The organism is Amycolatopsis keratiniphila subsp. keratiniphila (assembly GCF_001620365.2).
Lineage (GTDB): Bacteria > Actinomycetota > Actinomycetes > Mycobacteriales > Pseudonocardiaceae > Amycolatopsis > Amycolatopsis keratiniphila.
This window is the reverse complement of sequence record NZ_LQMT02000011.1, coordinates 4,193-30,110: the sequence shown is the minus strand read 5'-3', so window position 1 is coordinate 30,110 and position 25,918 is coordinate 4,193. Positions and strand designations below refer to the sequence as shown.

The window sequence follows — 25,918 nt, the reverse complement described above, 5'->3', positions numbered from 1 at the left end:
CACAGGATGGCGCGAAGCCATTTCCGCATCAATGCTGTCCGCTTGACACTTCGGTCCACATCGGACAGACGCGGGGTCAGCGGCCGGTGAACCGCACCGGGAGTTCCCGGTATCCCTGCACGACGACCGCCCGCAGCCAGGACGGTTCCTTCACCAGCTCCACACGCGACACCCGCTCGGCCACCTCCCGCAGCACCACCGCCAGCTCGATCCGTGCGAGCGCGGAGCCGAGGCAGTGGTGCATACCGTGCCCGAAAGCGATGTGCCGGTTGGGTTTCCGCCCCGGCCGGAACGTGTCCGGCTCGTCGAACACGGCGGGATCCCGGTTCGCGGCGGGAAGCCAGGCGACCACCGGGGTGCCGGCTTCGAGGTGGCGACCGTTGATCGTGACGTCGCCGGTCGTCACCCGCAGCACGTGCATCGCGGGCGAAGTCCAGCGCAGCACCTCGTCCACGACGGTGTCGACGTCCGCGTCCCCGTCCCGCACCTTGGCCAGAAGTCCCGGCACGGTGGCGAAAGCGTGCACCGCGCCGGTGATCGCGTGCCGGGTGGTCTCGTTGCCGCCGATCAACACGTTGTCGCAGTTGAGCAGGACGTCGTCGATCGACAGCTCGTCGTCGGAAAGCAGGGTGCTGACCAGATCCTCGCCGGGACTCGCCCGGCGAGCGGTGATCAGTTCGTCGAAGTAGACGAGGATTTCGGTGTGCGCCTGGCGCGGGGTCATCCCGTCGAACAGTTCGTCCTCGCCGCCGAACGCGTGGTTCGTCAGGTCGATGAGCATGTCCTGGTCTTCGGCGGGCACACCGAGGATCTCGCAGACGACGGCGGCGGGGATCCGCGGTCCGATCGCCGCGGCGACGTCGCACACCTCGGCGTCGAGCACCCGGTCGAGGACGCCGGTCACCTCGGTCCGCACCCGTTCCGACAGTTTCCGCGCCGCCGCCCGCGAAAGCAGCGGCCCCACCAGTTTGCGCAGTTTCCGGTGCTGGTCCTGTTCGGACACCACCATCATCTGGCCACCCGAGTTGTCGGGATGATCGCGGTCGAAGCCGATCATCATGCCGTACTCGGAGGTGAACGGGGCCGACGGCGCGAGCACCGCCGCGCACGCCCGATGCGAGAACACGGACCAGAAACCACTGGGTGAACTGCCCGGCGCGCTCCACACCATCGCGTCTTCCGCCGCGTACTCCCGCCACCGGTCGTGCCGGGCCAAGGTCGTGTACAGGTCGGGATCGCCGAGGTCGACGGCTGTCGTCGTCTGCATGAATGGTCTCCAGGTCAGGTGTGGGCGCGGTCGAGCACCTTGGCGAGCTGAGCCACTGTCGGCGCGTCGAAGAACGCCTGCACCCGCAGCCGGATCTTCAAGCGTTCGCGGACGCGGCTCACGAGCCGGGTCGCGAGCAGCGAATGCCCGCCGATCTCGAAGAAGCTGTCCTCCACCCCGACGCTGCTGACGCCGAGCACTTCGGCGAACAGCTCGGCGAGGATGATTTCCGTGGGAGTGAGCGGGGCCCGTCCGGCCGCGCGCCCGGCGTGCTCCTCTTCGGGCGTGGGCAGGGCTACCCGGTCGATCTTGCCGTTGGGCGAGACCGGGAGGCTCGGCAGACCGACGACCACGTCGGGCACCAGATATCCGGGCAGCTGTTCACGAAGTGGCGTCAGGAGCTTTTCGGTGGGCACCCGCTCTCCGCCGACGCCGACCACGTACGCGACGAGCCTGTTCTCGTGTTCGGTCACCACCGCCTGGGCCACGCCGTCCACCGCCAGCAGCGCGGCCTCGACCTCGCCCGGCTCGATCCGGTGGCCGCGCACCTTCAGCTGGTCGTCGACCCGGCCGACGAAGACGTACTGACCGTCCGGACGCCTCCGGACCCGGTCACCGGTGCGGTACATGCGCCCGCCCGGGCCGCCGAAGGGATCCGGCAGGAACCGTTCCGCGGTCGCGGCCGCCCTCCGGAGGTAGCCGCGGGCGAGGCCGGGCCCCACCGCGTACAACTCGCCGACGTCGCCGTCTTCGACCGGACGCAGCCGGTCGTCCAGGACATAGGTACGGACACCGGTGATCGGCCTGCCGATCGGCGGCGTCTCCTCACCGGTCAACGGTTCGCTCGCGGTGACCGCCACCGTGGTCTCGGTCGGGCCGTAGGCGTTGATCATCACGCGGTCCACGGACCAGCGTTTCGCGACCGGGGCCGGGCACGCCTCACCGGCGACCAGCAGGGTCAGCCCGGCGGGCAGCCCGCCCGCCTCCTCCAGCGGCGCCAGCGCGGACGGCGGCAACGTGACATGGGTGATGCGCTGCTCGCGCACCAGCCGGGAAAGCGGCTCGCCGGGGACCAGATCCGGCGCGGAAGCCAGGACGAGACAGCCACCCGCCTGCCAGATCGGCCAGAATTCGGCGACCGCGGCGTCGAAGCTGGGCGAGGCGAAGGCCAGCAACCTGCTGTCGGGCCCCAGTTCCTGACGGCGTACGTAGTCGTCGGCCAGGTTCGGGATCCCGCGGTGCGTGACCAGCACGCCCTTCGGCCGCCCCGTGGAGCCCGAGGTGTAGATGACGTACGCGGGGTGGCCGGGACGCAACGGGCCGACCCGGTCCTCGTCGCTCAGGTTCGGCTCGGCCAGGCCGGGTTCCCGCGTCACGCTCAGGATGACGGGGGCGCCGGTCACGTCCTGCCCCGGCAGGCGCAGCAGGCAGTGCGCCGCCGCGTCGTCCAGCATCTGCCGCTTGCGTTCCTCCGGATAGTCCGGGTCGACCGGCACGTACGCGGCACCCGCCTTGTGCACGGCCAGGATCGCGATGACGAACTCGATCGACCTCGGCATCGCCAGCGCGACGAGCCGCTCCGGGCCGGCGCCGTGCGCGACGAGCCGCCGGGCGAGCCGGTTGGCCTCCCCGTTCAGCTCGGCGTAGGTGAGGGTGGTGCTGTCCATCGCCACCGCGGGCCGATCCGGCAGCACGGCTGCGGTCGCCTCGAACAGGGCGGGGGTCGTGGCCGCCGAAAGGACGGTCATGCGGTCTCTCCCAGTGTCTCGCGCGATTCGGTGCGGAGGAACCGGATCAGCTCGCGGTTCACCGCTTCCGGGTTCTCCAGGTAGCCGAAATGCCCGCACTCGGGAATCGTGCGGAAGGTCGCGCCGGGGATCGCGGAAGCCAGCTCCATTCCGGCCGACGGCGGCGCCACGAGGTCGTGCTCGAACGAGACGACGTGGCAGGGCACCTTGATCTCCTGGTAGGCGCCGAGGCGATCCGGCAACGCGCTCAGCAAAAGCTGCGACCGCACACCCGGGCCCCAGGATCCCGCCGCCGCGAACAGGTCGAGCCAGTCGCCGGTGAGATCGTCGTCGGCGAGCGTCGCCGGCCCCAGGTTGTGCATCGCGCGGACCGCGGCGAGGAAACCCGGCGGCAGTTCGATGCCCTGCTCGATCAGCTTCGCCTCACCCTCCGCGAGCTCACGCTGGACGAGACTGCTCTTGCCACAGGCCGCCATCAGCACGACCGACTCCAGCAGTTCCGGATGGGCGAGCGCGACCTCTTGCGCGATATAGGAACCCATCGACGTGCCGACCAGCCGGCACGGCACCGCGTCGAGGTAATCGATCAGGGCGGCCACGTCCGCGACGAGATCTTCGATGGTGAAGCCGTCCGCGCCGTCGTCGCTCGGCGGTATCCCGCGATTGTCCATCGTGATCACCCGGAAACCGGCGGCACGGAGCGCGGGCACCTGATGCAGGTCCCACACCGAACTCGGCGCACCGGTGCCGGTCAGCAGAAGGACCGGCGGACCGTCGCCACAATCGTTGTAGGACAACCGGATCCCGTTCTCGGTTGTCATCAGCATGATGCTCCTTGAGGGAAAAAGGGTGCTGCGCCGAGACGTGGCGCGGATCCGACCGTACCTTCGCGTATCCCGTGTCCGAAGTATTCGACGATGGACAGCACGGACAATTCCCGGGAAAAGGCGCGTCCACGGCCTCTTCTTGACACCTCGACGGCCGATGGAAATCCTAGTATTCATGGATTCAAACGGTCTGTCCACTCACTTGAACGTGGAAACGCTGCACGGATCGCTCACCGATCCGGCCATCTCGTCGATGAACCTGCTCAACGAACTGATCGACGAATACCCTGTGGCCATTTCCATGGCGGCAGGCCGGCCGTATGAAGAGTTCTTCGACATACGGCTCATTCACACCTACCTCGACGCCTATTGCGACCATCTCCGGCGCGACCGGAAAATGGACGAGGCCGTGGTGACCCGGACGCTCTTCCAATACGGCACCACGAAGGGCGTCATCGCCGACCTCATCGCCAAGAACCTCGCCGAGGACGAGAACATCGACGCCGCCCCGGAATCCGTCGTCGTCACGGTGGGCGCGCAGGAAGCGATGTTCCTGGTCCTGCGCACCCTGCGGGCGGGCGACCGGGACGTGCTGCTCGCCCCCGCGCCCACCTACGTCGGCCTGACCGGGGCGGCGCTGCTCACCGACACTCCCGTGTGGCCGGTGCGGTCGAACGAGAACGGCATCGACCCGGACGATCTCGTCCTCCAGCTGAAACGCGCCGACGAGCAGGGCAAGCGGGTCCGCGCCTGCTACGTGACCCCCAACTTCGCCAATCCGACCGGCACCAGCATGGACCTGCCTTCGCGCCACCGGCTCCTCGACGTCGCCGAATCGAACGGGATCCTGCTCCTGGAGGACAACGCGTACGGGCTGTTCGGCTCCGAGCGGCTGCCCTCGCTGAAATCCCTCGACCGGTCGGGATCCGTGGTCTATCTCGGCTCCTTCGCCAAAACCGGCATGCCGGGCGCCAGGGTCGGCTTCGCGGTCGCCGATCAGCGGATGGCCGACGGTGGCCTGTTCGCCGACCAGCTTTCGAAGCTCAAGGGCATGCTCACGGTGAACACCTCCCCCATCGCGCAAGCCGTGATCGCCGGGAAGCTCCTGCTCAACGACTTCAGCCTCACCAAGGCCAACGAGCGGGAAATCGCCATCTACCAACGAAACCTGCGGCTGACGCTCGGCGAACTGGAGCGCAGGCTCGGCTCGTGCGAGGGCGTCGGCTGGAACACCCCGACGGGCGGGTTCTTCGTCACCGTCACGGTTCCGTTCGTCGCCGACGACGAACTGCTCGAAATCGCCGCCCGCGAACACGGCGTGCTGTTCACCCCGATGCACCACTTCTACGGCGGCAAGGGCGGCTTCCATCAGCTCCGGCTGTCGATCAGCCTGCTCACGCCGGAACTGATCGAAGAGGGCGTCGCGCGGCTGGCGGCGTTGATCAAGGCGCGACTTCCCTGAACCCAGCGCGTGAAGGCCCCCTTCCCTCGGCTGAGCCGAGGGAAGGGGGCCTTTGTGCGGATCCGCGGTGACCGCGAGCAGGGCTGGGTTGCGCCCAATGTGGCATTGGGGACGCTGAGCGTCTCCGATGTCACATCGGGGGCACCGAATGAGCCACCGGCGCACGATTTTCGCCTGCTCTTCTCGAGAAGGCGACCCGCACTCGACCTGAGCCAGGCCACCCTCCGTCGCCCACCTGACCGGCGGATAAGGTACATGAAGGCCCCCTTCCTTGCGCTAGACGCAAGGAAGGGGGCCTTCATGTACTCCGCGGTTCCCGCTGGAGCTGGTGGTGTTGCTGTGGGTGACGAGCGCGGCCGCGTGGTCCCTCGAGGAGGCCTTCAGGTGCAGCCGGGGTTCACCTCACGCGGAACCCGAAGCCGGCCCGGCGTTGGCGTCGAAGGAGTCGCCCGCGTAGTCGGAATCCAGCACGGAGAGGGAGTACGCCGCGGGCGCGGCGAGCATGGCCACGACCCCGACGACCAGCGCGGCCTTCACGAGGGTGGTGGAGGCGCCCTTGGCCACTCGCGTCAGGATCAGCACCACGAGGGCGAGCACACCCAGCGCGAGCGTTCCCCATTTCGCCCACGGCAGGAACGCGGGATAAGCGGACCAGAGCCAGGCACCCCAGGCCAGTTCGGCCGCGAGCGCGAGGGGCAGGAGCCACGCCTGCCGTCCGCCGTTCTGGAACGCCCGCCAGAACATCACGATGCCGAAGGCCGAGAGCGCGGCGATCGCGGGGGCGAGAGTGGCCACGTAGGCGGTGTGCGCGACTTCGCTCGCGCTGAAGACGACGGTGAAGGTCGCCAGCCACACCCCCCACGTCACCAGGCCGCCGCGCACCGGGTCGGTGCGTTCGGCCCGGCGCCGCGACCAGAGCCCGCAGGCCAGTGCCAGCAACGCGAGCGGGAACAGCCAGCCGATCGCGACCCCGAGGTGGCCGTCGAACAGTTTGTACCAGCTGAACACCGGGTCCTTCCGGCTCGAGACCTTCGACGGGTCCTCCGGAGGCGGCGGCTCCCCGCCCGGGCCCACGATCACATCGCCGTTGGGCAGCACCATCACGTCACCGGGCTTCAGCTGGCTCGGATCCCGGTTGGCCGGGCCCGCCTGCCCAGGACCGCCCTCCTGGCCGGGGCCCGCCTGCCCCGGACCTGCTTGCCCAGGGCCACCTTCCTGGCCAGGACCGGCCTGCCCCGGACCACCTTCCGGCCCCGGGCCCGCTTGACCCGGACCGCCTTCCTGTCCTGGACCACCCTCTTCACCCTGCGAGCCACGCAGTTTCGAGCGGTCCAACGGATTGTCCGGCGGACCGAGCACCGGCGGCCCGGACATCCGGCCGGTGGGCGGCAGCGCACCGGGGATGTCGATGCCCACCCGCCCGAGACCGTTGTAGCCGAACACCATGGCGGCGGCGCTGTTGTTCGTCGTACCGCTGACGTACGGCCGGGCACTGGCCGGAGTGAAGGTGTAGAGCGCGATCCACGACAGCGAGACCGCGAGCGTCACCACGCCGGCGATGCCCACGTGCTTGACCCGGCGGCGCAGCTCGGTCGGCGCGGTCAGCAGGTAGCCGATCGCCAGCGCGGGCAGGATCATCCACGCAGTGATCATCTTGGCCTGGAACCCCAGCCCGACCCAGACACCGGCCAGTAGCAGCGACCGGAGCCGGGCTTCCAGGACGGCCCGCTGGAACGCGTCGGCCGCGAACACCAGGCACATGGTCAGCAGGCCGTCCGCCATGCTGTGCCCGAACATCGACGCGGCGACGGGGGTGAAGGTGAGGACGGCCGCGGCGAGCAGGCCGGGGACGACGCCCGCCCATCGCCGCACGACCCGGTACATCACCAGGATCGAGAGCACCCCGCCGATCACCTGCGGCAGTGCCAGCGACCAAGCGTGGTACCCGAAGATCTTGGCGAACACGGCCTGCACCGCGAACGAACCGCCGAGTTTGTCGAGGGTGGCGGTCGCCTCCGGATCGACGGCGGCGTAGAAGAACGCCTTCCAGCTCTCGGACATGCTCCGGACCGCGTCCGAATACAGCGGCGCGTAGTCGACCCGGGGCAGGTTCCAGGCATAGAGCACCGCCGCCACGAACGCGATGCCCAGCAAGGCGGGCCGGGCCCACGGCGGTTGGCCGGGCGGGGAGCGCCAGAGCATCCAGCGGGGTGATCCGGCGACGGGCACCGGATCCGGGCTCGGCGACGGTTGGACGGTGAGCGTTTCGGACATTCGGCTACCTCCCGGCACGGTACGGCGCCCCTGCCGTACCGACTGATCGAGTTCTTCGTGTGCTGCGGTCTCAGCTGTCGTCGCCAGAGACGACAGGCCAGGTCGTTTCGCGATAGGCGCCGTCCGTCGATGTCTTGCGGGCATGCCCGTCCAACTGCTCGAAAAGATCCTTCTGCGGCCCGTTGAGCATCAGCATCTGCGAGGAATAGAGCTTGAGCGCCTCGAATTTCCGCGTCCGCGCGTCGGCCTCGACCGGGGCGGCCACGGGTGCGCCGAGCCGGAATCCGGACGGCAGCTCGGCCGAGCCCATACCGAAGACCGCGTGCGGGAGGTCTTCCCACAGCCGGACCGGAACGCCCTTCTCCGCGGCGACGAGCAGCGCGGCGTCCCGCGTGATCTCGTTGTCGACGTGATGGCTGATGGCCGCGCAGGTGACGATCAGCGCCGGGTCGAATTCTTCGACGAGCGCTTCGATGTCGTCCTTGACCGCGGCGAACAGATCCGGGTCGCTCTGCGAAGTCTGCCTGCTGATCGCCAGCTTCTTGCGGCCCTCCACGTTGTCGGCCAGCCAGCGGCCGTCCGGGAGTTTGCGATAGATGGCGTCGAGGAACCGGCCGTGCCGGTAGCCGACCCCCAGATGTGCCAGCGCGGCGATGTCCTCGTTGCGCCGGTGCAGCGGCGCGTCCTGGTCCGGCGAAAGCCCCCAGATCGAGTGCATCCGCTCCGCCGCGGGCGAATAAGGAGGCGGTGCCGTACCGGCGAACACCGTATTGACGATCACTTCCGCGCCGTCCCGCGCCGCCTGCGCGAGGCCGGCGCCGTAGGACAGGACCGCGTCGTCCAGATGAGGGGAGAGCGCCAGTAGCCGGAGGTCTTGAGACATAGCGTCACTTTCGCGTCAGCGGTGCCACGGGACAACAGGTGAAGGCTGGACGGATCGCCGGGTCAAACGGAAACGGCGGGCTTCCTCCGCCGGACCGCGTCCAGCAGGCGCTCCGCGGTGACGACCGCCCCGTCCTCGCTGATCATGCCCGCGACTTCGACCGCCCTGGCCTTGGTCTCCGGGCTCAGCACCGCGGTGAGCGACGACGGCAGGTCGTCGAAGCTCGGAGCGGGCTCGTGGTGTGCCGCACCGATCCCCAATTCGGCCACCCGGTCCGCGTAATAGGGCTGATCCGTGTGCCGGGCGACGATGATCTGCGGGACACCCGCCCGGGCGGCGATATGCGCCGTACCCGCGCTGCCACCGTGGATGACGGCGGCCACCCGGCCGAACAGGACCTGGAGGTTCACCTCTTCGACGGCGAGACAGTCAGGGCCTTCGTCGGGCAGGGCCAATTCGGCCCAGCCACGGGAAAGGATCACCCGGCGGCCCTTGGCCCGGATCGCCTTGATGGCCGACGTCGCCAGCTCCGCGGTGCCGAGCGCGGTCGAACTCCCGAAACCCACGTACACCGGCGGCGCCCCGGCCGCCAGGAACGCCTCGACCGCCGCGGGAAGGGGGCGTTCGTCGGGCAGGATCCACGAGCCGGTCTGCACGGCGTCCAGCCCGGGCTGCAACGGGGCCAGCACCGGATCCGTCGCCAGCCACGGCTGATCGGTGTAGCCGTAGTCGAACAGGTTCTCCAGCGGAGCCAGGCCCGCCGATGCCCGCCTGCGGTTGAGCGGACCGGCGAACCGCTCGTAGAACCGCTCGTGACGCTGTTCCCACAGCACCCGGTTGTCGGTCACGCCCGGGGTGGTCCGTTCGTCCAGCGGCGGCGCGAAATGCGAGGACGGCAGATAGACGGGGCTGTAGGCGGCGTAGTGGTACGGGATGCCCAGCTTCTCGGCCACCGACCGCACCGAAACCGCGGCGGCCATCTCCCCGGTCACCACCACGACGTCGGAGCCTTCGGCCGCTGCCGGGACGTTGTCGAACTGCATGTCGATCGCCTCGGCCGCGAACCGCCGCTCGTCCTCGGGCGACGGCGGCGGCATCCCCTCCTGCAACATCACCCGCTGCTTCGCACCGACCGGCACGTGGACGACACCGACCTCCTCCAGCCGTTCCGCGGCGGGCGGCGGGGCGCACATCCGCACCTCCGCGCCGAGGTCCCGCAACCGAACCGCCAGTGCCACCAGTGGTTCGACGTCTCCCCGAGAGCCGCACGTCGACAACAACACACGCATTTCGCACCTCTGTTCCGATGGGTTCCCGACCGGGGTCCGTCAACGACCTTGCCGCTGGTACAACGCTTGCCAGAGGTAGCTCCACGGCCGGGCCCACTCGTCGGCGACGCATTTCCAGTCAGGGCCCGGTACATAGGCCTCGACGTAGTTCCGTGCCTGCGCTTCGACGGCGCGGTTGTCGTGGATGTCGATGATGTTCGTCAGCAGCCCGGTGCTCAGGGCACGCGCGACGGCCTCCTCGCCTCGCGCGTGCGAGTCGAGGCTCTTGTCCATGTACTTCCCCACCGGGTTGTTCACGTAGAAGTGGCGGCACTGCTGGTCGATGAGGGCGAGGTAGGACCGCACGGTCTCGGCGCTCATCTCGGCCATCGAGTCGATGTTGATACAGAGATCGAAGGTCCGGTCCGCCAGTGTGCTTTCGATCTTGTCCACCGGCACGAATTCGACCTTGGCGAACTGCTCGCCGGTCAGCACCGCGGCGAGGTACTTCCGCGACAGTTCCAGGGTGTTCGGCAGGTCGACGACGCAGTATCCGGAGAGCTCGTGATTGGAGATGATGGCGTGGGCGGTCCGCCCGTACCCGGCGCCGATCTCCAGCACCTCGGCCTTGTCCAGATCGACCCGCTTCGCGATGAACTCCAGCTCCAGGGCGGCCCGCAGATAGTCCAGATCCACCTGCTCGCCGTGGTAGGTCACCGAGATCGGATCGCCCACCTCGCGGTGGCGGATACGGGTCAGGCCCGCCCAGGCGTCCTCGCTCAAGCTGCCGGCCAGGCCGTAGACGAGCGTCTTCAGGAACCGTACGCCGTTCGTCTGCACGTTGACCAGCGCGAGCCGGTAGTTGACCTCACTGTTCTTGAATCCGGCCAGGTCGGCGATCATCTCCTGGTTGAGGTGTGCTTCACCGATCTGCTGCCACATGCTGCTGGCTTCGTACGTTCGGGTGGCGGTGTCCGGTTGGTCGATCATGGCCGGTCTCAAACCTTCCTCAAGGGACGAAATGGAAGCGGGGGCGGTGGTTCACGCGGGGACGGAGGTCTTCTCCCGGTTGAGCGCGTCGAGCACCAGCTCCGCGGCGACGGTCGCCCCGTCGGTGCCGATGGTGGCCGCCACGGCCTGCGCCCTGGCGCGGGTTTCCGGTGCCAGCGCGGTGGTGAGGGCGGCGGACAACGAGTCGTAGGTCGGCGTCCGGCCTTCGTGCGCCACACCGATCCCCAGCTCGGCGACCCGGCCGGCGTAGTAGGGCTGGTCCGCGATCTGGGGGACCAGGATCTGGGGAACGCCCGCGCGGGCGGCCACGGTCGTCGTGCCCACCCCGCCGTGGTGGACGACGGCGGCCACCCGGCCGAACAACAGCTGCTGATTGACCTCGCCGATGGCCAGGCAATCCTCCTGGTCGTCGATCAGGGCTAGATCGGCCCAGCCGCGGGAAAGCACCACCCGGCGGCCCTGGGCGCGAATCGCCTCGATGGCGACTTTCGCGGCGTCGGCGGGAGCGTGCAGGCTGCCGAAGCCCACGTACACCGGAGGCGACCCGGCGGCGAGGAACGCCTCCAGTTCCGCGGAAAGCGGCCGTTCGTCGGGCAGGGTCCACGCTCCGGTCTGCACCGCGCCGAGATCCGTCGGCTGCAACGGGGCCAGCACCGGATCCGCCGCCACCCACGGCTGTTCGGTGTAGCAGTAGGTGAAGATGTCCTCCACCGGCGGCAGACCGATCTCGGCCCGTTTGCCGTTGAGCGCCGCCCCGTATCGCTTCAGGGCGCTCTGGTTGTTGCGCTCCCACAACTCCTGGATCCCGGTGCCTTCCGGGGCGGGCGGCTCGCCGATGGGCGGCGGCGGCGCGTAGTACGGCGACGGAACGTAGATCGGGCAGTAGAAGGCGTAGAAGTAGGGAATGCCCAGTTTCTCGGCCACCGAACGGACACCGACGGCCGCGGGCAGCAGGCCGGTCGTCACCACCGCGTCACAGCCTTCGGCGGCCGCCGGGACCTCGTCGAACTGCACGGTGATCGACTCGGTCATGAACCGCGCCATTTCCTCGCGCGAGGGCGGGGTCTTCCGGTCCGCCTTCGGTCGTGCCGAGCGGCCGACCGGCACCAGCGGCAGCGCGAACTCGGCCACCCGGTCCGCGGAGTCCGGCGGCGCGCACAACCGCACCTCCGCGCCGAGCTCCCGCAGCCGGACCGCCAGCGCCATCAGCGGCTCGACGTCGCCGCGACTGCCGGACGTCGACAACAAAACACGCATTATCTGCTTCCCCGTTCGGTAGGTTGTCGCACGTCACGCGGGAACGGCGGGTTCTTCCCTGCCTGCCGCGTCGAACAGTTCTTCCGCGGCCACCGTCGTCCCGTCGGTGCGGATCGTGCCCGCCACGGCCGCCGCCCGCGTGCGGGCTTCCGGTGCCAGCGTCGTGGTGAGCGCGGCCGACATGGCGTCGAAAGCCGGGATCGGGCCCTCGAGTGCCACACCGACCCCCAGTTCGGCCACCCGGTCGGCGAAGTACACCTGCTCCACGACGTTGTCGATCACGTTGCGCACCACGATCTGGGGGACGCCGGCCTGCGTGGCCACATACGTCGTGCCCGTGCTGTCGTGATGGATGGCGACGGCCACCCTGGCGAAAAGCGCCTGGAGATTCACTTCGCCGACGACGAAGCAGTCGGCGTCGTCCTCCGGCAGGGCCAGGTCGGCCCAGCCGCGGGAGGCGACCACCCGGCGGCCCTTGGCACGGATCGCTTCGATGGCCACTTGCACCGCGCCGGCGGTCGAGGCTCCGGACGAACTGCCGAAGCCCACGTACACCGGCGGCGGGCCGTCGGCCAGAAAGGCTTCCAGTGCCTCGGGAAGCGGCCGTTCGTCGGGCAGGATCCACGCACCGGTCTGCCTGGCGTACGCGCCGCCCGGCGGTGGGGCCAGGATCGGATCCGTCGCCAGCCACGGCTCGCCGGTGTAGCCGTAGTCGAACAGATTCGTGACCGGCGGCAGGCCGACGTCCGCCCGCCTTTCGTTGACCACACCACCGAAATGCTTGTCCGCGCCCTGGTTGTACAGCTCCCGCTCCGCCCGGTCGTGCCACGAGGGCAGATGGTCCGGAGACCAGACGGCGTAGAAATACGGGATGCCCCGTTTCTCGGCCACCGAGCGCACGGCGACGGCGGCGGGCAGCAAACCCGACGCCACCACCGCGTCACATCCCTCGGCGGCCGCCGACACCTTGTCGAACCACTCGCCGACCACCTGGCCGACGACCTCGGGCGCACCGGGCGGCGGCTCTCCCGGCTCGCGTGCCCCCGCCCGCACCGGACGGCCGACCGGTGTCATCGGCACCCCGACCTCGGCGCACCGCTCGGCGTAGTCCGGCGGCAGGCACATCAGCACCTCCGCACCGAGTTCTCGCAGCCGGACTCCCAGCGCCACCAACGGTTCGGTGTCGCCGCGGGATCCGCATCCGGAAATCAACACGCGCATTCTTCGCTTCCCCTGTCCCGTCCGATCCCGACCCTCGCGAACCGCGGAGGCCTCACACAGGGTGGTGCGGCAGCCACTTCATCCCGTCGGGAGAAGTGACCAGCCCGCCGGGGAAGAGCGGCACCTCGGGCTCGGCGTCCTCGCCGAGCAGCGCCTTCATCTGCACCTGGCCGGCTTCCTGCATCGCCTGCTTTACCACCTGCGACTTGAACATGGGCACCATGTTGTCGCCGCCGCCACCGGCCATCTCGTCCACCGCGGCGGCGAATTCCGCGCTGTGCTCGGCGATCCGGTTCGCGGCGGTCAACGCCGTCTCACCGGAGGACACGCCGCCGATCAGTTCGACGAAGGACTCGATCTCGGTGTGCTGGTTGTTCGTGACCTTCTTGGCCTGCCAGAAATACGATTCCTCGTTCACGTTCATCTGGTAGAACGACACGAGGAACTCGTAGAACACGCCGTATTCGCGGCGATACCGCGCCTCGAACTCGTTCAGCACGGTCTTCTCGTCCAGCTCGCCCGCGAGGACGCTGTTGATCGACCGGGCCGCGAGCAGCGCGCTGTAGGTCGCCAGGTGCACGCCCGAGGAGAACACCGGGTCCACGAAACAGGCGGCGTCGCCGATCAGGATCATCCCGGGACGCCAGAAGGTCGTCTGCTGGTACGAATAGTCCTTGCGGACACGGAGTTCCCCGTACTTGCCGGTGGTGACCCTGGTGGCGTTCGAGAGGTATTCCGAGATCATCGGGCATTCGGCGATCAACGCCTTCAGCGCCGCTTCCCGGTCACCCTGGATCTTGTCCGCGTCCTCGCGGCGTACCACGGCGCCGACGCTGGTCAGCGTGTCGCTCAGGGGGATGTACCAGAACCAGCCGCTGTCGAAGGCCACGCTCAGGATGTTGCCCGAGACCGGCTCCGGCAGCCGCTTGCCGCCTTCGAAGTACCCGAACAGCGCCAGGCTGCGGAAGAACTCGGAATAGTTCCGCGTGCCACCGACGTGGGAGTACAGGCGGCTCTTGTTGCCCGACGCGTCGACCACGAACCGCGCCGACACCTCGCGCTCCTCGCCGCCGGGGTCGGTGTACCGCACGCCGGTGACGCGTTCGCCCTCTTCCACCACGTCGTTGACCGCGCAGCCCTCGCGCACGACGACGCCCTTGCTCTTGGCGTTGTTCAACAGGATCTGGTCGAACTTCGCCCGCTCGACCTGATAGGCGTGCGACGTCGAACCCGCCATCTTGGAGGAGATCCCGAAGTGGAACGTCCACGGCTCCGGGCGGGCGCCCCAGCGGAAGGTACCGCCGCGTTTCAGCGGGAAGCCGGCGTTGGCCAGTTCGTCCGAGACCCCGAGCATCCGGCACACCCCGTGCACCGTGGCCGGCAGCAGCGACTCACCGATCTGATACCGCGGGAACACCTCTTTTTCGAGCAGCAGCACCCGATGTCCCTGCATGGCGACGAGGGTGGCCAGTGTCGAACCACCCGGCCCGCCGCCAGCCACGACCACATCGAAATCTTCCACCGACATATCCCACCATTCCTCGATCGAGTGTCAATCCGTTGTGGCTGCCGAATATTCTTCGCCGTCACTACCAGGTGACCGGCACCTGATCAGGGCAGTCGACGAACGCCTTGCGAAACTTGATTTCTTCGCCCGCCACGGCGAGCCGTAACCCGGGAAAGCGATTCCACAGGGTCTGATAAGCCATCCGAAGCATCGACCTGGCCACCGCCGCGCCGATACAATAATGGATTCCGTGCCCGAATCCGATGTCCGGAACCGGACCACGGTTCGCGTCGAACACATTGGGATCCGGCGTCAGCGCCTCGTCCCGGTTGGCCATGAGAACGGAACAGAGTACGTAGTCGCCCGCCTTGATCGTCTGGCCGTCGACGACCACGTCCTTGAGAGCCAGCCGGGGATTCGGCTGCTGCACGGGTGACAGGTAGCGCACCAATTCCGCGACCACCCGGTCCGCCTTCTCGGGGCCCTCCGAAAGCAGCGGTATCTGCCCGGGATTTTCCAGCAGCGCGACGACCCCGAAACCGATCATCCCGGCGACGGTTTCGACGCCGCCGAGGATCAGCGCCGTGCACAGGCCCTTCAGTTCCTCGTCCGTGACGTCGTCCCCGTGTTCCCGTGCGAGCGTGCCGAGGAGCCCCTCGTCGGGATCCTTCCGCTGCCTGGCGATGAAGTCCTCCAGATACCGGTTGAACGCCGCGCTGTCGGCCGCCCTCGCCTTGAGCCCCCGGCCCAGATCGACGTTCCGCCTGATCCGCCGGACGAATTCACGCCGGTCGTCGCGCGGGACACCGAGCAGTTCGCACAGCACACCGGCTCCGACCGGGTCGGCGAACAATCCCTGGAGGTCCGCGGGCGGCCCTTCGGCCTCCACCATGTCGAGCCGGTCGTCGATGAGCCGCTGGATCGCGGGCTCCATGCGGCGGATCCGCCGGAGGGTGAACTCCGGCGTCAGCATCCGCCGCAGGCGGCCGTGTTCGGGCGGGTCGTAGGTCGAGATCTGGCCGACGAACTGGGCTTCGACGTGCGTTCCCGATTCCCCTTGGGTGAACCGGGGACGGGTCGAGAAATTCTCGTGATCGCCCAGGATCCTGCGGACGACGTCATAACCACACGCTTGCCAGACATAGTCCCGGCCCAGCTGGGCGGACGCTTCCCCGACGATGCGGAACAACGGGCCGTGCGCCCGGAGGTCGAAATTGTCCTCGTGCGGATCGCACTTCGTCCGCAGTTGGAAGTTCGCCGGCTCCCGCAGGAGTGGCGCGGCCTGATCGGTTCCGTTTCCCATGTCGAGTGGAGGCTCCTTAAGTGACCGGGAGTGCGTTTCGGTCTCGCCGATCCGCCGTCGGCCCCAGTTTCATCGGTCGCCGAGCGGAGGTCCAGCGACCCGGATGGACGAAGGGACTCACCACTCGACCATCAGGCTGGTCAATCCGTATGCCGGGGTGGTCAGCCGGAAATTGTTCTCCTGGCCGGGATCCGCGAGCGCCAACGTGGGAAAACGCCGCCACAGCATGGTGTAGAACGTGCGCAGTTCGAGCCGGGCGAGAGCGGCACCGAGACAATGGTGGACACCGTGCCCGAACGCGACATGGGAAACGGATTCGCGGGTGACGTCGAGCCGTTCCGGATCCGGCACCAACGCGGGGTCGCGATTCGCCGCAGGCAGGGAGCAAATGACGCTCTCCCCCTTTTTCACCACCTGATCCCCGATGGTGACGTCCTCCTTGGCGATCCGCGGTGTCGGGGCGTAGGGCACCGTCAGATACCGGATCAGCTCGTCGACCGCCCGCTGCGCCGACTGCTCGTCACCCCGGAACGCCTCGATCTGGTCAGGATGCTTCAGCAGGGCCAGCACGCCCAGTCCGATCATCCCGGAGATGTTGTCGTCGCCGGCCAGCATCACCTGAACGCAGAAACCTCTCAGCTCCTCGTCCGTGGCCTCGTCGCCGTATTCGGCGACCACGGCGCCGATCAGCCCCTCGCCCGGTTCCTTCCGTTCCCTGGCGATCATGGCCAGCAGATAGCGGGAGAACGCCTCGCCCGCGGCCGCGCGTCTCTTCTGGCTCCGCGCGGGATCGAGATGCGCGTGACACAGCTGCATGAACATCGAGCGGTCGTCACGCGGCACCCCGATCAGCTCGCACAGCACCGCGCCCGGGACCTCGTTGGCGACGAGCTCGATCAGATCGGCGGGCGATCCCGCCTGCTCCATCGCATCGAGGCGCTCGGACACGATCTGTTCGATGTACGGCTGAAGCCGCTGCATCTTGCGCAGGGTGAACCCGGGCGTCAGCTTCTGACGCAGCCGCGTGTGCTCCGGCGGGTCGTAGTCCATCAGGTTGCCGACCAGTTCACGCGGCCGGAAGATCCCTTCCCCGCCGATCTCGTCGCGCCGGTCCCAGCGCCGCCGCGTGCTGAACCTGGTGTGGTCGCCCATCACCTGCCGGACGACTGCGTGTGTCGTGGCCATCCAGGTCGTCACGGCGTCCGCCCCGGAACCGACGGTGACCTCCGTCAGCGCCCCGGCGGCGAGCAGTTCGGCGGCCGGATCGAGCCCCTCCCGCCGGATGTGGACCGGGCGCGAGTCGTCACCACTCAACGGAAAGCTCCTCTGCTGCAAGACATTCGCGGACCTGGACGGTGAGGGTGGTCACGCGTGATCAGTCGCTCCCCTGGATGAAAGCGGCTCGTGGGGCCGGATGGCAACGTGTCCGGTTCGGGCGATCACCCTGGGAGCATGAGGATGAGACGGGCCCCTTGTCGAACGTGTCGCGAAAGCCACTTTCGGGACATCAGGCGTCGCGAAAGTGGCTTTCGCGACACGGGCACCGGCGGAAGGTGGCCTGCGCGGGCGAGTGGCCGGGGCGAGGCGGGAGCGGGGCGAGGCGGGCGAGTGGCCGGGGCGATGGCTCCCTTGACCGCATTAGACGCGGCGAAGGGAGCCATCACCCCACCACCGACCCTCCCGCGACCACGACCACGACACGTTTGACTCACTCCTCACTAGACCGGCCATTGCCGCTCACGACCCCACGCCGAGCGCCCGAATCGGGACACCTGGAGGCATCGAATGTCCCTTATGGACCGTCGTGGCCGTGATCGACTCGCCCGCGCGGACCGGCGGCGCCCGGATGAAGGTGACTTTCCCCGCGTCCAATGCGGCGAAGGGAGCCTTCACCCCACCGCCGATCACCCCACCCCCGATCACGACCCCCGCTCCCGCGCGCCTCCGGTGTCACCAGTCGAGTGGCAGGGCTTCCACGTCGAACGGCGGCGGCCCCAGTTTGATCTCCCGCTCCGGTTCGGCCAGCTTCAAGGTGGGGAACCGGTGTGCCAGCGCGGGAATCGCCACCTGGAACACCATTTCGGCCAGTGGCCTGCCGAGGCAGTGGTGGATGCCGTGCCCGAACGCGACGTGGACGGGCTTCTCCCGGCCGATGTCGAACCGGTCCTCCGGTGCGGGGAAGTCGCGGCGGTTCGCCGCCAGGAAGGAGGGAGTGACGGCGTCGCCCGCCTTGACGGGGCAGCCGCCGATGGTCACGTCCTCCAGCGCGACGCGCGGAGTGGTCTTCTCGTCGCTGGTGAGGTAGCGGACCATCTCGTCCAGCCAATCCGGGACGGTTTCCGGCTTTTCCCGCAGCAGCGCGAATTGCCCGGGGTGCTCGACCATCAGCCAGGCGCCCGCCGCGAGAAAGCGGGCGACCTGGTCGCCGCCCGCCCCCATGACGAACGAAGCCACGCCGATCAGTTCCGCGTCGGTGATGTCGTCGCCGTGTTCGCGCACCACCACCCCGAACAGGTCGTCGCCGGGGTCGCGGCGGGTCCGGCTCACGACCTGGTTCATGTACGTCCAGAACCGGTTCCCCGCCGCCACCCGCCGCTTTCCCGATTTCTCGGCCCGGCTGGCGTGCAGGGCCCGCGAGAGCTCCACCTGGTCGTCACGGGGAATGCCGAGGAAGTCACAGGTCACCGTCGTCGCGATGGGCCAGCCGAACCGCGGTACGAAGTCGACCGGGCCGCCGGTGGCCTCGATGGCGTCCAAGGTGGCGTCGACGATCTTCTCCACCTGCGGCCGGAAACCCTGGATCCGCCGGATGGCGAACGGGGACGTCACCATCCGCCGCAGGCGCGTGTGCTCCGGCGGGTCGTACTGGGTGAGGAAACCCGGGAAGGTGAAACCCGCCGCGGTGCCGCCGTAGAGCAGTTTCGCGGTGAATTTGTCCGAACCGAGGACCTGCCGGATCTCGTCGTACCCGGTGGCGAGCCAGGCGGTCCGTCCTCCGGGTGCGTCCTCGACCCCCATGACGGCCATGGGCCCCTGTGCCATCAAGGCGGTCAGCTCCGGCACCGGGTCGAAGCGATCACGCCGGTGGATCGCCAGCCCCAGGTCGACGTTGATCTCCTCGAAATCGCCGCGGACGACGTCGTTCTCCTCGATCACTGCGCAGATCCTTTCGCCCCGGCCGGCCGGACGGGCGCCGAGCCCGTCCAACCGGCCGTCTTGAGCGGCTGGACACCTTTTCAGGCGCCGATTTCCTGGATGAGGCTCTTCGGCCGGAGGTCCGTCCAGTTCTCCTCGACATAGGCGAGGCACTCCTGACGGCTCGCCTCCCCGTGCACACGGGTCCACCCGGCGGGCACCTCCGCGAAGGTCGGCCAGAGCGAGTGCTGTCCCTCGTCGTTGACCAGCACGAAAAAGGAACCGTCTTCGTTGTCGAACGGATTGGTCATCGTTGTGTCCTTTCACGTTCCGGCCGGGACCGGAGTTTCTCGGCGACGATGGGTCCAATCTGGGCCAACGCCGCGGGTTGCACCATGTCGTAGTGGTTGGACGGGATCTCGTGAGGCTCGATGGCGCCGCTCGTGAACTCCTTCCAGCTGGATTTCGCCACCGGGACGGGCAAATGGCCGGGCCGGTCCACGGTCGCGATGAAGAGCAGGATGTCGCTCGCGGAAGGTGAAGTGGTGTGCCGTGGCCCGACTTCCCAGAGGTTGCGCATGACCGCTTCGAGCCGGGCCCGTGCGGCCGTCCCCTTGACCAATTGGCCCGCGAGGTCGAGGTCCCGCTGATTCCGTTTTTCGAGCGCTTCTTCGTCACGCGCGGCCTGCTGGCTCGGCGTGCCTGCCGCGTTCCGTCCCATGTAGACGGGATAGGCGTCGAGGAGGGCGAGCAGGCCGACCTCCTCCCCCGCCGCTTCGAGCAGGGTCGCGATCGCCTGCGCGATCCGCCCGCCGAGCGACCAGCCGAGGAGGTGGTACGGCCCGGACGGCTGCACGGCGCGGATCTGCCGGAGATAGTCGGCGGCCATCTCGTCGACGCTGCCCGGCAAGGGTTCGGTACGCGCCAATCCTCGCGCCTGCACGCCGTAGACCGGCTGATCCGACGGCAGATGGCGCAGCAGCGGCTCGTAGTTCCAGCTCAACCCACCGCTCGCGTGGACGCAGAACAGCGGCGGGCGGGAACCCGCGACCCGCAGCGGCAACAGGATCTCGAAGTCACCGGTCTTCACGGCGGTGTCCGATCGCCGCCGCTCGCCGACCACGACCAGGGTCTTGGCGGGTGTCTTGCGGGCGAGCAGTCCCGTCGGCAGCATCCGGTGCCCCGGCTCGCCGAACGGGCAGGGAACGGTGGGCAGTCCCGATCCGCCGTCCACCGCTTGTCCCGTGACGTACAGATCGCCGACGACGCCGGGAGCCACCGGGTTCATCCGTTCGTCGAGCAGGAGCGCGCCCAGCGGGGTTTCGCCCGCCAGCTCGGCGAGGGCGGGCGAAACCGCGCCGGACCACCGCGCCGGTGCGATGACGGGACGTCCGCGCTCGAAGTCGTCGAGGAAGAGGTCCAGCTCGCTGATCCGCCGTCCGGGGTTCTCCGCCACCTGTTCCAGGACCCGGACCAGCCGCCTGGCCACCGATTCGGCGGTGGCCTCGTCGAACAGATCGGCGGCGTAGCGCAGGGTGCCGTCGATACCGCCCGGGTCGTCGTTGTCGTCGAAGCGTTCGGTGAGCTCGAACGCGAGATCGAGCTCCATCGCCCCGGTCCCGCCGGGTTCGGCGCTGGTGCGCAGGGCCGGCAGTTCCGCCGCGTCCCACGCCCCGAGGTCTTCCTCGGCCACCCGCAGTCCGACCTGGAACACGGGGTGCCGGGAAAGCGAGGCCGGCAGGTCGAGCAGCTCGACGATCCGCGCGAAGGGCAGGTCGGGATGCTGTGCCGCGGCCTGGACCGCCTCCTGGACCCGGGAAACGACCTCGAGGAAGTCCGGATCGCCCGAGAGATCCGTCCGCAGGGCGCACGGTTGCTCGAACGGGCCGATCATCGGCTCGAGATCGATCAGGTCTTCGTCCCTTGGCCTCGGGGTACCGATCACCAGGTCCTCGCCCGCGCCGAATCCGGTCAGCAGCATGGCGAGCGCCGCGTGCACCGATTCGGGCGTTTCCGCGCCGAGCCGTTCCACCGCCGCGGTCAGCCGGGCATGCGTCTCCGCGTCCAGCCGCACCTCGACCGACCCGGTCCGCCGCGACGGTACGGCGGGCCGCGGCCGGTCGAACGGGAGCACCGTCTCCCCGTCGATACCCGCCAGGTTGTCCCGCCAGAAGACGACCTGCTCGTTGGTGAGGCTGCCGGGTTCGTCCTCGTCGGCGAGCAGCCGTCGCTCCCAGCCCGCGTAGTCGGCGAACTGCAGGGCCAGCGGGGCCCGCTCGGGGACCCGGTCCTCCCGGCGCGCGCCGTACGCGGCCGCCAGGTCGCGGAAGAACACGTCGATCGAGTCGTCGTCGGCGAGGATGCGGTGCATCCGCAGGTTCAGGACGTGCTCCTTCTCCGAGAGCTCGAAGAGGTCGCACCGCCACGGCACCTCGCGCGTGAGGTCGAAGACCTGTCCACGCCGCTCGGCGAGCAGGCCGGGCAGGGTCTCCTCGGTGGCGGGCACCGGCGTCAGCTCGACCTCCAGCGTGTCCTGGATGTGCTGGTGGACGCTCTGCGCGTCGCCGGGGAAGGTCGTGCGGAGGATCTCGTGCCTGGCCGCGACGTCACCGAGCGCCGCCGCCAGCGCGGGCACGTCCAGCCTGCCTCGCAGGCGCAGCGCGACCTCGATGTGCAGCCCCGCGGTCTCTTCCCCGGGGCGCGCCAGCAGCCAGGCACGCAGCTGCGGGGCCGTGAGAGGCAACCGGTCCGGTCGTTTCACGGCTTCCAGCGCGGGACGTGCCTTCGCCGCGAGCGCCCTCGCGACCCCCGCGGGGGTCGGCGAGGAGAACAGCTGCCTGATGGGCAGATCCGCGCCGAGCTCCTCCCGGATCCGCGCGATCAGCCGCATGGCCAGCGCCGAACTCCCGCCGAGATCGTGGAAAGCGTCGTCGACCCCCACGCCGTCGACGCCGAGGATCTCGGAGAACAGCGCGCAAAGCACCTTCTCCGCCTCGCTCTCGGGCGCCTTCTCCGACGTGCGGCCGGCGAGATCCGGGGCGGGCAGCACACGGCGGTCCACCTTGCCGTTGGCGGTGACGGGCAGGCCCGGCAGGGCGATGACCGCCATCGGGACCATGTACGCGGGCAAGGCCAGCCCCATCCGCCGCCGGATCTCCTCCGCGCCGGCGTCACCGCCGTCGGAGACGAAGTAGCCGACCAGCCGCTTTTCCCCGGGCTGGTCCTCCCTCGCCACGACGACCGCTTCGACCACGCCGGGCTGGGCCGCCAGCACGGCCTCCACCTCGCCAAGCTCCACCCGGTAGCCGCGGATCTTCACCTGCTCGTCGGTGCGGCCGAGGAACACCACCTCGCCGTCGCGGGTCCAGCGGGCCAGGTCGCCGGTGCGGTACATCCGTTCACCGGGCAGGAACGGGCACGCCACGAACCGCTCGGCCGTCAGGCCCGGTTTGGCGAGGTACCCGCGCGCCAGGCCCGTGCCCGCGATGTACAGCTCGCCCGCGACACCCGGGGCGACCGGACGAAGGAACGCGTCGAGGACGTAGATCCTGCGGTTCGCCATGGGATGGCCGATCGGCAGCTCCCCCTCGACCACCTCACCGGGTTCGATGGGCAGCCACGTGGCGCACAAGGTGGTCTCGGTCGGCCCGTAGGTGTTCCGCACCCGCAGGCCGGGCTGGGCCCGCCTCAGGTTCTCCACGGACTGCGCGGGGACGACGTCGCCGCCGGTACCGATCTCGACCAGGCCCTCGAAGCATTCCGGGGAGGTTTCCGCGAGGGCACGGAAAGTACCCGCCGTGAGGTGGACGTAGTTCGCTCCGCGCCCGACGGCCAGCCGGACCCCGGCCGCGTCCAGGACACCCGGTTCGGTGAGCAGCACCCTGGCGCCCGTCGAGAGCGGAACCCACATCGCGTAGAGCGACGGGTCGAAGACGTGGGTCGCGTGCATCAGCACGCCGTCGCCGGGCCCGATCAGCCAGCCCGCGTCACCCGCCAGGCCCGCCACCGCCCCGTGCGGGATGCCCACGCCCTTCGGGGTCCCGGTGGAGCCCGACGTGTACATCACGTACGCGAGGTCGTCCGCGCTCGGCCGGAAATCCGTTGGCGTGGCGGGGAAAGCACTGACGGCGGCCCGCGTCTCGGCGGCGTCGAGGACGATCGCGCCCGACGGGACGACACCGCTGGTGGCCTCCGTGCACAGCACGGTCGAAAGCTCCGAGTCGGCGAGGATGAACGCGATCCGCTCCGCCGGGTAGTCGACGTCCACCGGGACGTAGGCCGCGCCCGCCTTCCAGATCGCCAGGAACGCGATCAGCAGCTCCGGCGACCGCTCCATGGCCACCCCGACCCGGTCTCCCCGGCCGACGCCGCTATCGGTGAGGTGCCGGGCCAGCCGGTTCGACGCCTGGTCGAGTGCGGCGTAGGTCAGGTCCGCGCCGTCCGCGCCGGTGATCGCCACCGCCTCCGGCGCCACGGCCACCCGCCGCCCGAACAGTTCCAGCACCGACTCGCCCGGGACCGGGGCCTCGGTCGCGTTGAACTCGTCGACCACCAGTGCGCGTTCGGCCTCGCTCAGCAGGGTCAGCCGTCCGATGAGGACTCCCGGCTCGGCGACGAGCCGCTCCAGCACCCTGGCCAGCGCCCCGACGACCGACTCGGCGGCCTCCTCGCCGAAGAGGCCCCGGTCGTAGTCGAGGATGAGCGGCATCCGTTCACCGGGTCCGGTGATCAGGGTGAACGGGTAGTGCGACGAATTGCGTCCCCGTTTCACCGGACGCAGGACCAGACCGGTGTCCTCCTCCTCACCGAGCCCCGCCCGGGGGAAGTTCTCGTAGATGACGAGCGTGTCGAAGACCGCCCCGGGGCCACCGATGGCGAGCACGTCCTGCAGGCCGAGATGCTGATGGGCCATGAGGGCCGACTGGCGGCTCTGCAGTTCGGCGAACAGGTCGACGGCACGTCGCGCACCGTCGAGCCGGACCCGCACCGGCAGGGTGTTGAGCAACTGGCCGACCATCGCCTCGACGCCGGGCAGATCGGCGGGCCGTCCCGACGCGGTCGCGCCGAACACCACGTCGGTGCGCCCGGAAAGCTGTGACAGCACGACCGCCCAAGCGCCCTGCACGACGGTGTTGAGGGTGAGACCGTTGCCGCGCGCCAGTTTGGCCAGGCCGTCGGTCACCGCCTCGGGCAGTTCGACCACCGCCGTGTGGATATCCGGCACCCTGGCCGGATCGGCGGGGGCGACCGTGGTCGGGACGTCCAGCCCGGCGAGTTCGTCGCGCCAGGCCGTCCTCGCCGCTTCCTTGTCCTGCCGTCCCAGCCAAGCGAGGTAGTCGCGGTAGGACACGGTGGGCGGCAACCCGGACGCGTCCCCGCCCGCGGCGTGGATCTCGGCGAGTTCGTGATGGATGATCGGCATCGACCAGCCGTCGGTCAGCACGTGGTGCAGGGTGTGCACCAGCCGGTGACGCTCCGGGCCCAGCCGGACCAGGTGGAGTTTCATCAGCGGCGCGACCTCGATGCTCAGCCGCTCGGCCACCTCTTCCGCGGCCAGCCGGTCCACCTCGGCGTCGGCGACGTCGTCCGGCAGACCGGACAGATCCGTTTCGCGCCAAGGGATTTCGGCGTCCCGCGCGATGACCTGCACCATCTGCGCGCCGCTGACGAAACGGAAACAGGCGCGCAGCGCGGCGTGCCGGTCCACGAGTGCCTGCCAAGACGCCCGGAGCAGTCCCGCGTCCAGCGGACCGTCGATGCCGTAGACGGTCTGCACCGTGTAGGTGTCGGGCCCGTCCTTGTCGAGCGCGGTGTGGTACAGCATCCCTTCTTGCAGCGGCGAGAGAGGCCAGACGTCCTCGACGCTGGAGCGGGGCTTCGCGCGAGTGTCGTCAACGGTCACGATCTGCTCCTTATAGCGGTTGGTTCGAGGGGCGAGGCGAGGTGGCATCCGTGTCTGGCGGGCGTTGCGAAAGCCACTNNAGTGGCTTTCGCAACGTCGGCAGCAGCCCCGATTGCCTTGTCCCTCATCAGTCGCGGGCCAATCCGGCCTCGAGCTGGTCCAGCTGGTCAGGGGAAAGGTCGACGAGCATGCCCGCCTCGGGTTCCGGCGCGGCGACGCCGCCGCCTTCGGCCGGGAGTTCCGTCACGAGTTCCGCCAGCCGTTCCGGTGTCTTCTCCTCGAAGACCTGCCAAGGGGTCAGTTCCAGCCCCTTCCGGCGCGCGCGGGCGGACAGCTGCATCGAGGTGATCGAGTCGCCGCCGAGTTCGAAGAAGCTGTCGTCGGCGCCGACGCGTTCGAGGCCGAGTACTTCCGCGAACAGTTCGCACAGCCGCTTTTCCGTGTCCGTGCGCGGATCCCGCCCGGAGGTCATCCCGGCGAAGTCGGGCGCCTGCAGCGCCCGGTGGTCGAGCTTGCCGTTGGGCGTGAGCGGCATCTTGTCCAGCGCGACGAACGCCGACGGCAACATGTACTCCGGCAGCCGTTCGGCGGCCAGCTCGCGCAGCGCGGTCAACAACGGATCGGCCGCGGTGTCCGCCGACGGCACGATGTAGGCCACCAGCTGCTTGTCGCCCGGCCCGTCCCGGTGGACGGCGATCGCCACCTGGGAGACCCCCGGATGCTCCGACAGCACGCTCTCGATCTCGGCGGGCTCGACCCGGTATCCGCGCACCTTGACCTGCGCGTCGGCCCGGCCGACGAACATCAGCTGCCCGTCGGCCGTCCAGCGGAACCGGTCGCCGGTGCGGTACAT

The 25,918-nt window shown here is 69.2% G+C and carries 17 protein-coding genes; 1 reads left to right on the top strand and 16 read right to left on the bottom strand.

Annotation, left to right across the window (positions count from 1 at the left end; translation table 11 throughout):
• Nucleotides 1-76: 76 nt before the first annotated feature.
• The 3 genes from AVR91_RS11055 to AVR91_RS11045 are packed head-to-tail and all read right to left on the bottom strand — an operon-like array spanning nucleotide 77 to nucleotide 3,842.
• Nucleotides 77-1,267 carry a cytochrome P450 gene (locus AVR91_RS11055; RefSeq protein WP_063275788.1) on the bottom strand — a complete coding sequence of 397 codons (1,191 nt, stop codon included), beginning with the start codon at nucleotides 1,265-1,267 and terminating at the stop codon, nucleotides 77-79.
• Nucleotides 1,268-1,281: 14 nt separating this feature from the next.
• Nucleotides 1,282-3,015 (bottom strand): amino acid adenylation domain-containing protein, encoded by a 1,734-nt coding sequence (locus tag AVR91_RS11050; protein ID WP_063275789.1) that lies wholly within the window; start codon nucleotides 3,013-3,015, stop codon nucleotides 1,282-1,284.
• Nucleotides 3,012-3,842, bottom strand: coding sequence for an alpha/beta fold hydrolase (locus AVR91_RS11045; protein ID WP_063275790.1), 831 nt, complete (start codon nucleotides 3,840-3,842; stop codon nucleotides 3,012-3,014). The genes AVR91_RS11050 and AVR91_RS11045 overlap by 4 nt, the downstream gene beginning before the upstream one ends.
• A gap of 175 nt (nucleotides 3,843-4,017) precedes the next feature.
• Here AVR91_RS11045 and AVR91_RS11040 point away from each other — a divergent pair, with 175 nt between their 5' ends.
• Complete coding sequence (locus tag AVR91_RS11040; RefSeq protein ID WP_063275791.1) at nucleotides 4,018-5,304, top strand: aminotransferase-like domain-containing protein; 1,287 nt, start codon at nucleotides 4,018-4,020, stop codon at nucleotides 5,302-5,304.
• 402 nt (nucleotides 5,305-5,706) lie between these two features.
• Here the strand turns inward: AVR91_RS11040 and AVR91_RS11035 are convergent, their stop codons facing one another.
• The 13 genes from AVR91_RS11035 to AVR91_RS43750 all read right to left on the bottom strand — a co-directional run.
• Nucleotides 5,707-7,578: an ArnT family glycosyltransferase gene (locus AVR91_RS11035; RefSeq protein WP_063275792.1), complete on the bottom strand. Its 1,872-nt coding sequence runs from the start codon at nucleotides 7,576-7,578 to the stop codon at nucleotides 5,707-5,709.
• A gap of 70 nt (nucleotides 7,579-7,648) precedes the next feature.
• Nucleotides 7,649-8,461: a PIG-L deacetylase family protein gene (locus AVR91_RS11030; protein WP_063275793.1), complete on the bottom strand. Its 813-nt coding sequence runs from the start codon at nucleotides 8,459-8,461 to the stop codon at nucleotides 7,649-7,651.
• A 62-nt stretch (nucleotides 8,462-8,523) separates the two neighbouring features.
• Nucleotides 8,524-9,750, bottom strand: coding sequence for a glycosyltransferase (locus AVR91_RS11025; RefSeq protein WP_063275794.1), 1,227 nt, complete (start codon nucleotides 9,748-9,750; stop codon nucleotides 8,524-8,526).
• Between the two features lie 39 nt (nucleotides 9,751-9,789).
• Nucleotides 9,790-10,719 (bottom strand): putative sugar O-methyltransferase, encoded by a 930-nt coding sequence (locus tag AVR91_RS11020; RefSeq protein ID WP_063275795.1) that lies wholly within the window; start codon nucleotides 10,717-10,719, stop codon nucleotides 9,790-9,792.
• A 51-nt stretch (nucleotides 10,720-10,770) separates the two neighbouring features.
• A complete protein-coding gene (locus AVR91_RS11015; protein WP_063275796.1) occupies nucleotides 10,771-11,997 on the bottom strand; it encodes a glycosyltransferase in 1,227 nt (408 codons plus the stop codon).
• Between the two features lie 33 nt (nucleotides 11,998-12,030).
• Nucleotides 12,031-13,218 carry a glycosyltransferase gene (locus AVR91_RS11010; RefSeq protein WP_063275797.1) on the bottom strand — a complete coding sequence of 396 codons (1,188 nt, stop codon included), beginning with the start codon at nucleotides 13,216-13,218 and terminating at the stop codon, nucleotides 12,031-12,033.
• A 52-nt stretch (nucleotides 13,219-13,270) separates the two neighbouring features.
• Complete coding sequence (locus AVR91_RS11005) at nucleotides 13,271-14,746, bottom strand: tryptophan 7-halogenase (RefSeq protein WP_063275798.1); 1,476 nt, start codon at nucleotides 14,744-14,746, stop codon at nucleotides 13,271-13,273.
• Nucleotides 14,747-14,807: 61 nt separating this feature from the next.
• A complete protein-coding gene (locus tag AVR91_RS11000; protein WP_063275799.1) occupies nucleotides 14,808-16,028 on the bottom strand; it encodes a cytochrome P450 in 1,221 nt (406 codons plus the stop codon).
• 117 nt (nucleotides 16,029-16,145) lie between these two features.
• Complete coding sequence (locus tag AVR91_RS10995; protein ID WP_063275800.1) at nucleotides 16,146-17,342, bottom strand: cytochrome P450; 1,197 nt, start codon at nucleotides 17,340-17,342, stop codon at nucleotides 16,146-16,148.
• 636 nt (nucleotides 17,343-17,978) lie between these two features.
• Complete coding sequence (locus tag AVR91_RS10990) at nucleotides 17,979-19,181, bottom strand: cytochrome P450 (protein WP_063271446.1); 1,203 nt, start codon at nucleotides 19,179-19,181, stop codon at nucleotides 17,979-17,981.
• An 83-nt stretch (nucleotides 19,182-19,264) separates the two neighbouring features.
• Nucleotides 19,265-19,474 carry an MbtH family protein gene (locus AVR91_RS10985; protein ID WP_063271444.1) on the bottom strand — a complete coding sequence of 70 codons (210 nt, stop codon included), beginning with the start codon at nucleotides 19,472-19,474 and terminating at the stop codon, nucleotides 19,265-19,267.
• A complete protein-coding gene (locus AVR91_RS10980) occupies nucleotides 19,471-25,065 on the bottom strand; it encodes a non-ribosomal peptide synthetase (RefSeq protein WP_063271445.1) in 5,595 nt (1,864 codons plus the stop codon). Before AVR91_RS10980 ends, AVR91_RS10985 begins: the two co-directional genes overlap by 4 nt.
• Before the next feature lie 127 nt (nucleotides 25,066-25,192).
• On the bottom strand, nucleotides 25,193-25,918 hold a 726-nt coding region (locus tag AVR91_RS43750; RefSeq protein ID WP_228709180.1), incomplete at its 5' end, for a phosphopantetheine-binding protein.

Excerpts from the sequence above, each read along its gene's own strand:
- AVR91_RS11055 (WP_063275788.1), bottom strand. The coding sequence starts at position 1,267 with ATGCAGACGACGACAGCCGTCGACCTCGGCGATCCCGACCTGTACACG.
- AVR91_RS11050 (WP_063275789.1), bottom strand. The coding sequence starts at position 3,015 with ATGACCGTCCTTTCGGCGGCCACGACCCCCGCCCTGTTCGAGGCGACC.
- AVR91_RS11045 (WP_063275790.1), bottom strand. The coding sequence starts at position 3,842 with ATGCTGATGACAACCGAGAACGGGATCCGGTTGTCCTACAACGATTGT.
- AVR91_RS11040 (WP_063275791.1), top strand. The coding sequence starts at position 4,018 with ATGGATTCAAACGGTCTGTCCACTCACTTGAACGTGGAAACGCTGCAC.
- AVR91_RS11035 (WP_063275792.1), bottom strand. The coding sequence starts at position 7,578 with ATGTCCGAAACGCTCACCGTCCAACCGTCGCCGAGCCCGGATCCGGTG.
- AVR91_RS11030 (WP_063275793.1), bottom strand. The coding sequence starts at position 8,461 with ATGTCTCAAGACCTCCGGCTACTGGCGCTCTCCCCTCATCTGGACGAC.
- AVR91_RS11025 (WP_063275794.1), bottom strand. The coding sequence starts at position 9,750 with ATGCGTGTGTTGTTGTCGACGTGCGGCTCTCGGGGAGACGTCGAACCA.
- AVR91_RS11020 (WP_063275795.1), bottom strand. The coding sequence starts at position 10,719 with ATGATCGACCAACCGGACACCGCCACCCGAACGTACGAAGCCAGCAGC.
- AVR91_RS11015 (WP_063275796.1), bottom strand. The coding sequence starts at position 11,997 with ATGCGTGTTTTGTTGTCGACGTCCGGCAGTCGCGGCGACGTCGAGCCG.
- AVR91_RS11010 (WP_063275797.1), bottom strand. The coding sequence starts at position 13,218 with ATGCGCGTGTTGATTTCCGGATGCGGATCCCGCGGCGACACCGAACCG.
- AVR91_RS11005 (WP_063275798.1), bottom strand. The coding sequence starts at position 14,746 with ATGTCGGTGGAAGATTTCGATGTGGTCGTGGCTGGCGGCGGGCCGGGT.
- AVR91_RS11000 (WP_063275799.1), bottom strand. The coding sequence starts at position 16,028 with ATGGGAAACGGAACCGATCAGGCCGCGCCACTCCTGCGGGAGCCGGCG.
- AVR91_RS10985 (WP_063271444.1), bottom strand. The coding sequence starts at position 19,474 with ATGACCAATCCGTTCGACAACGAAGACGGTTCCTTTTTCGTGCTGGTC.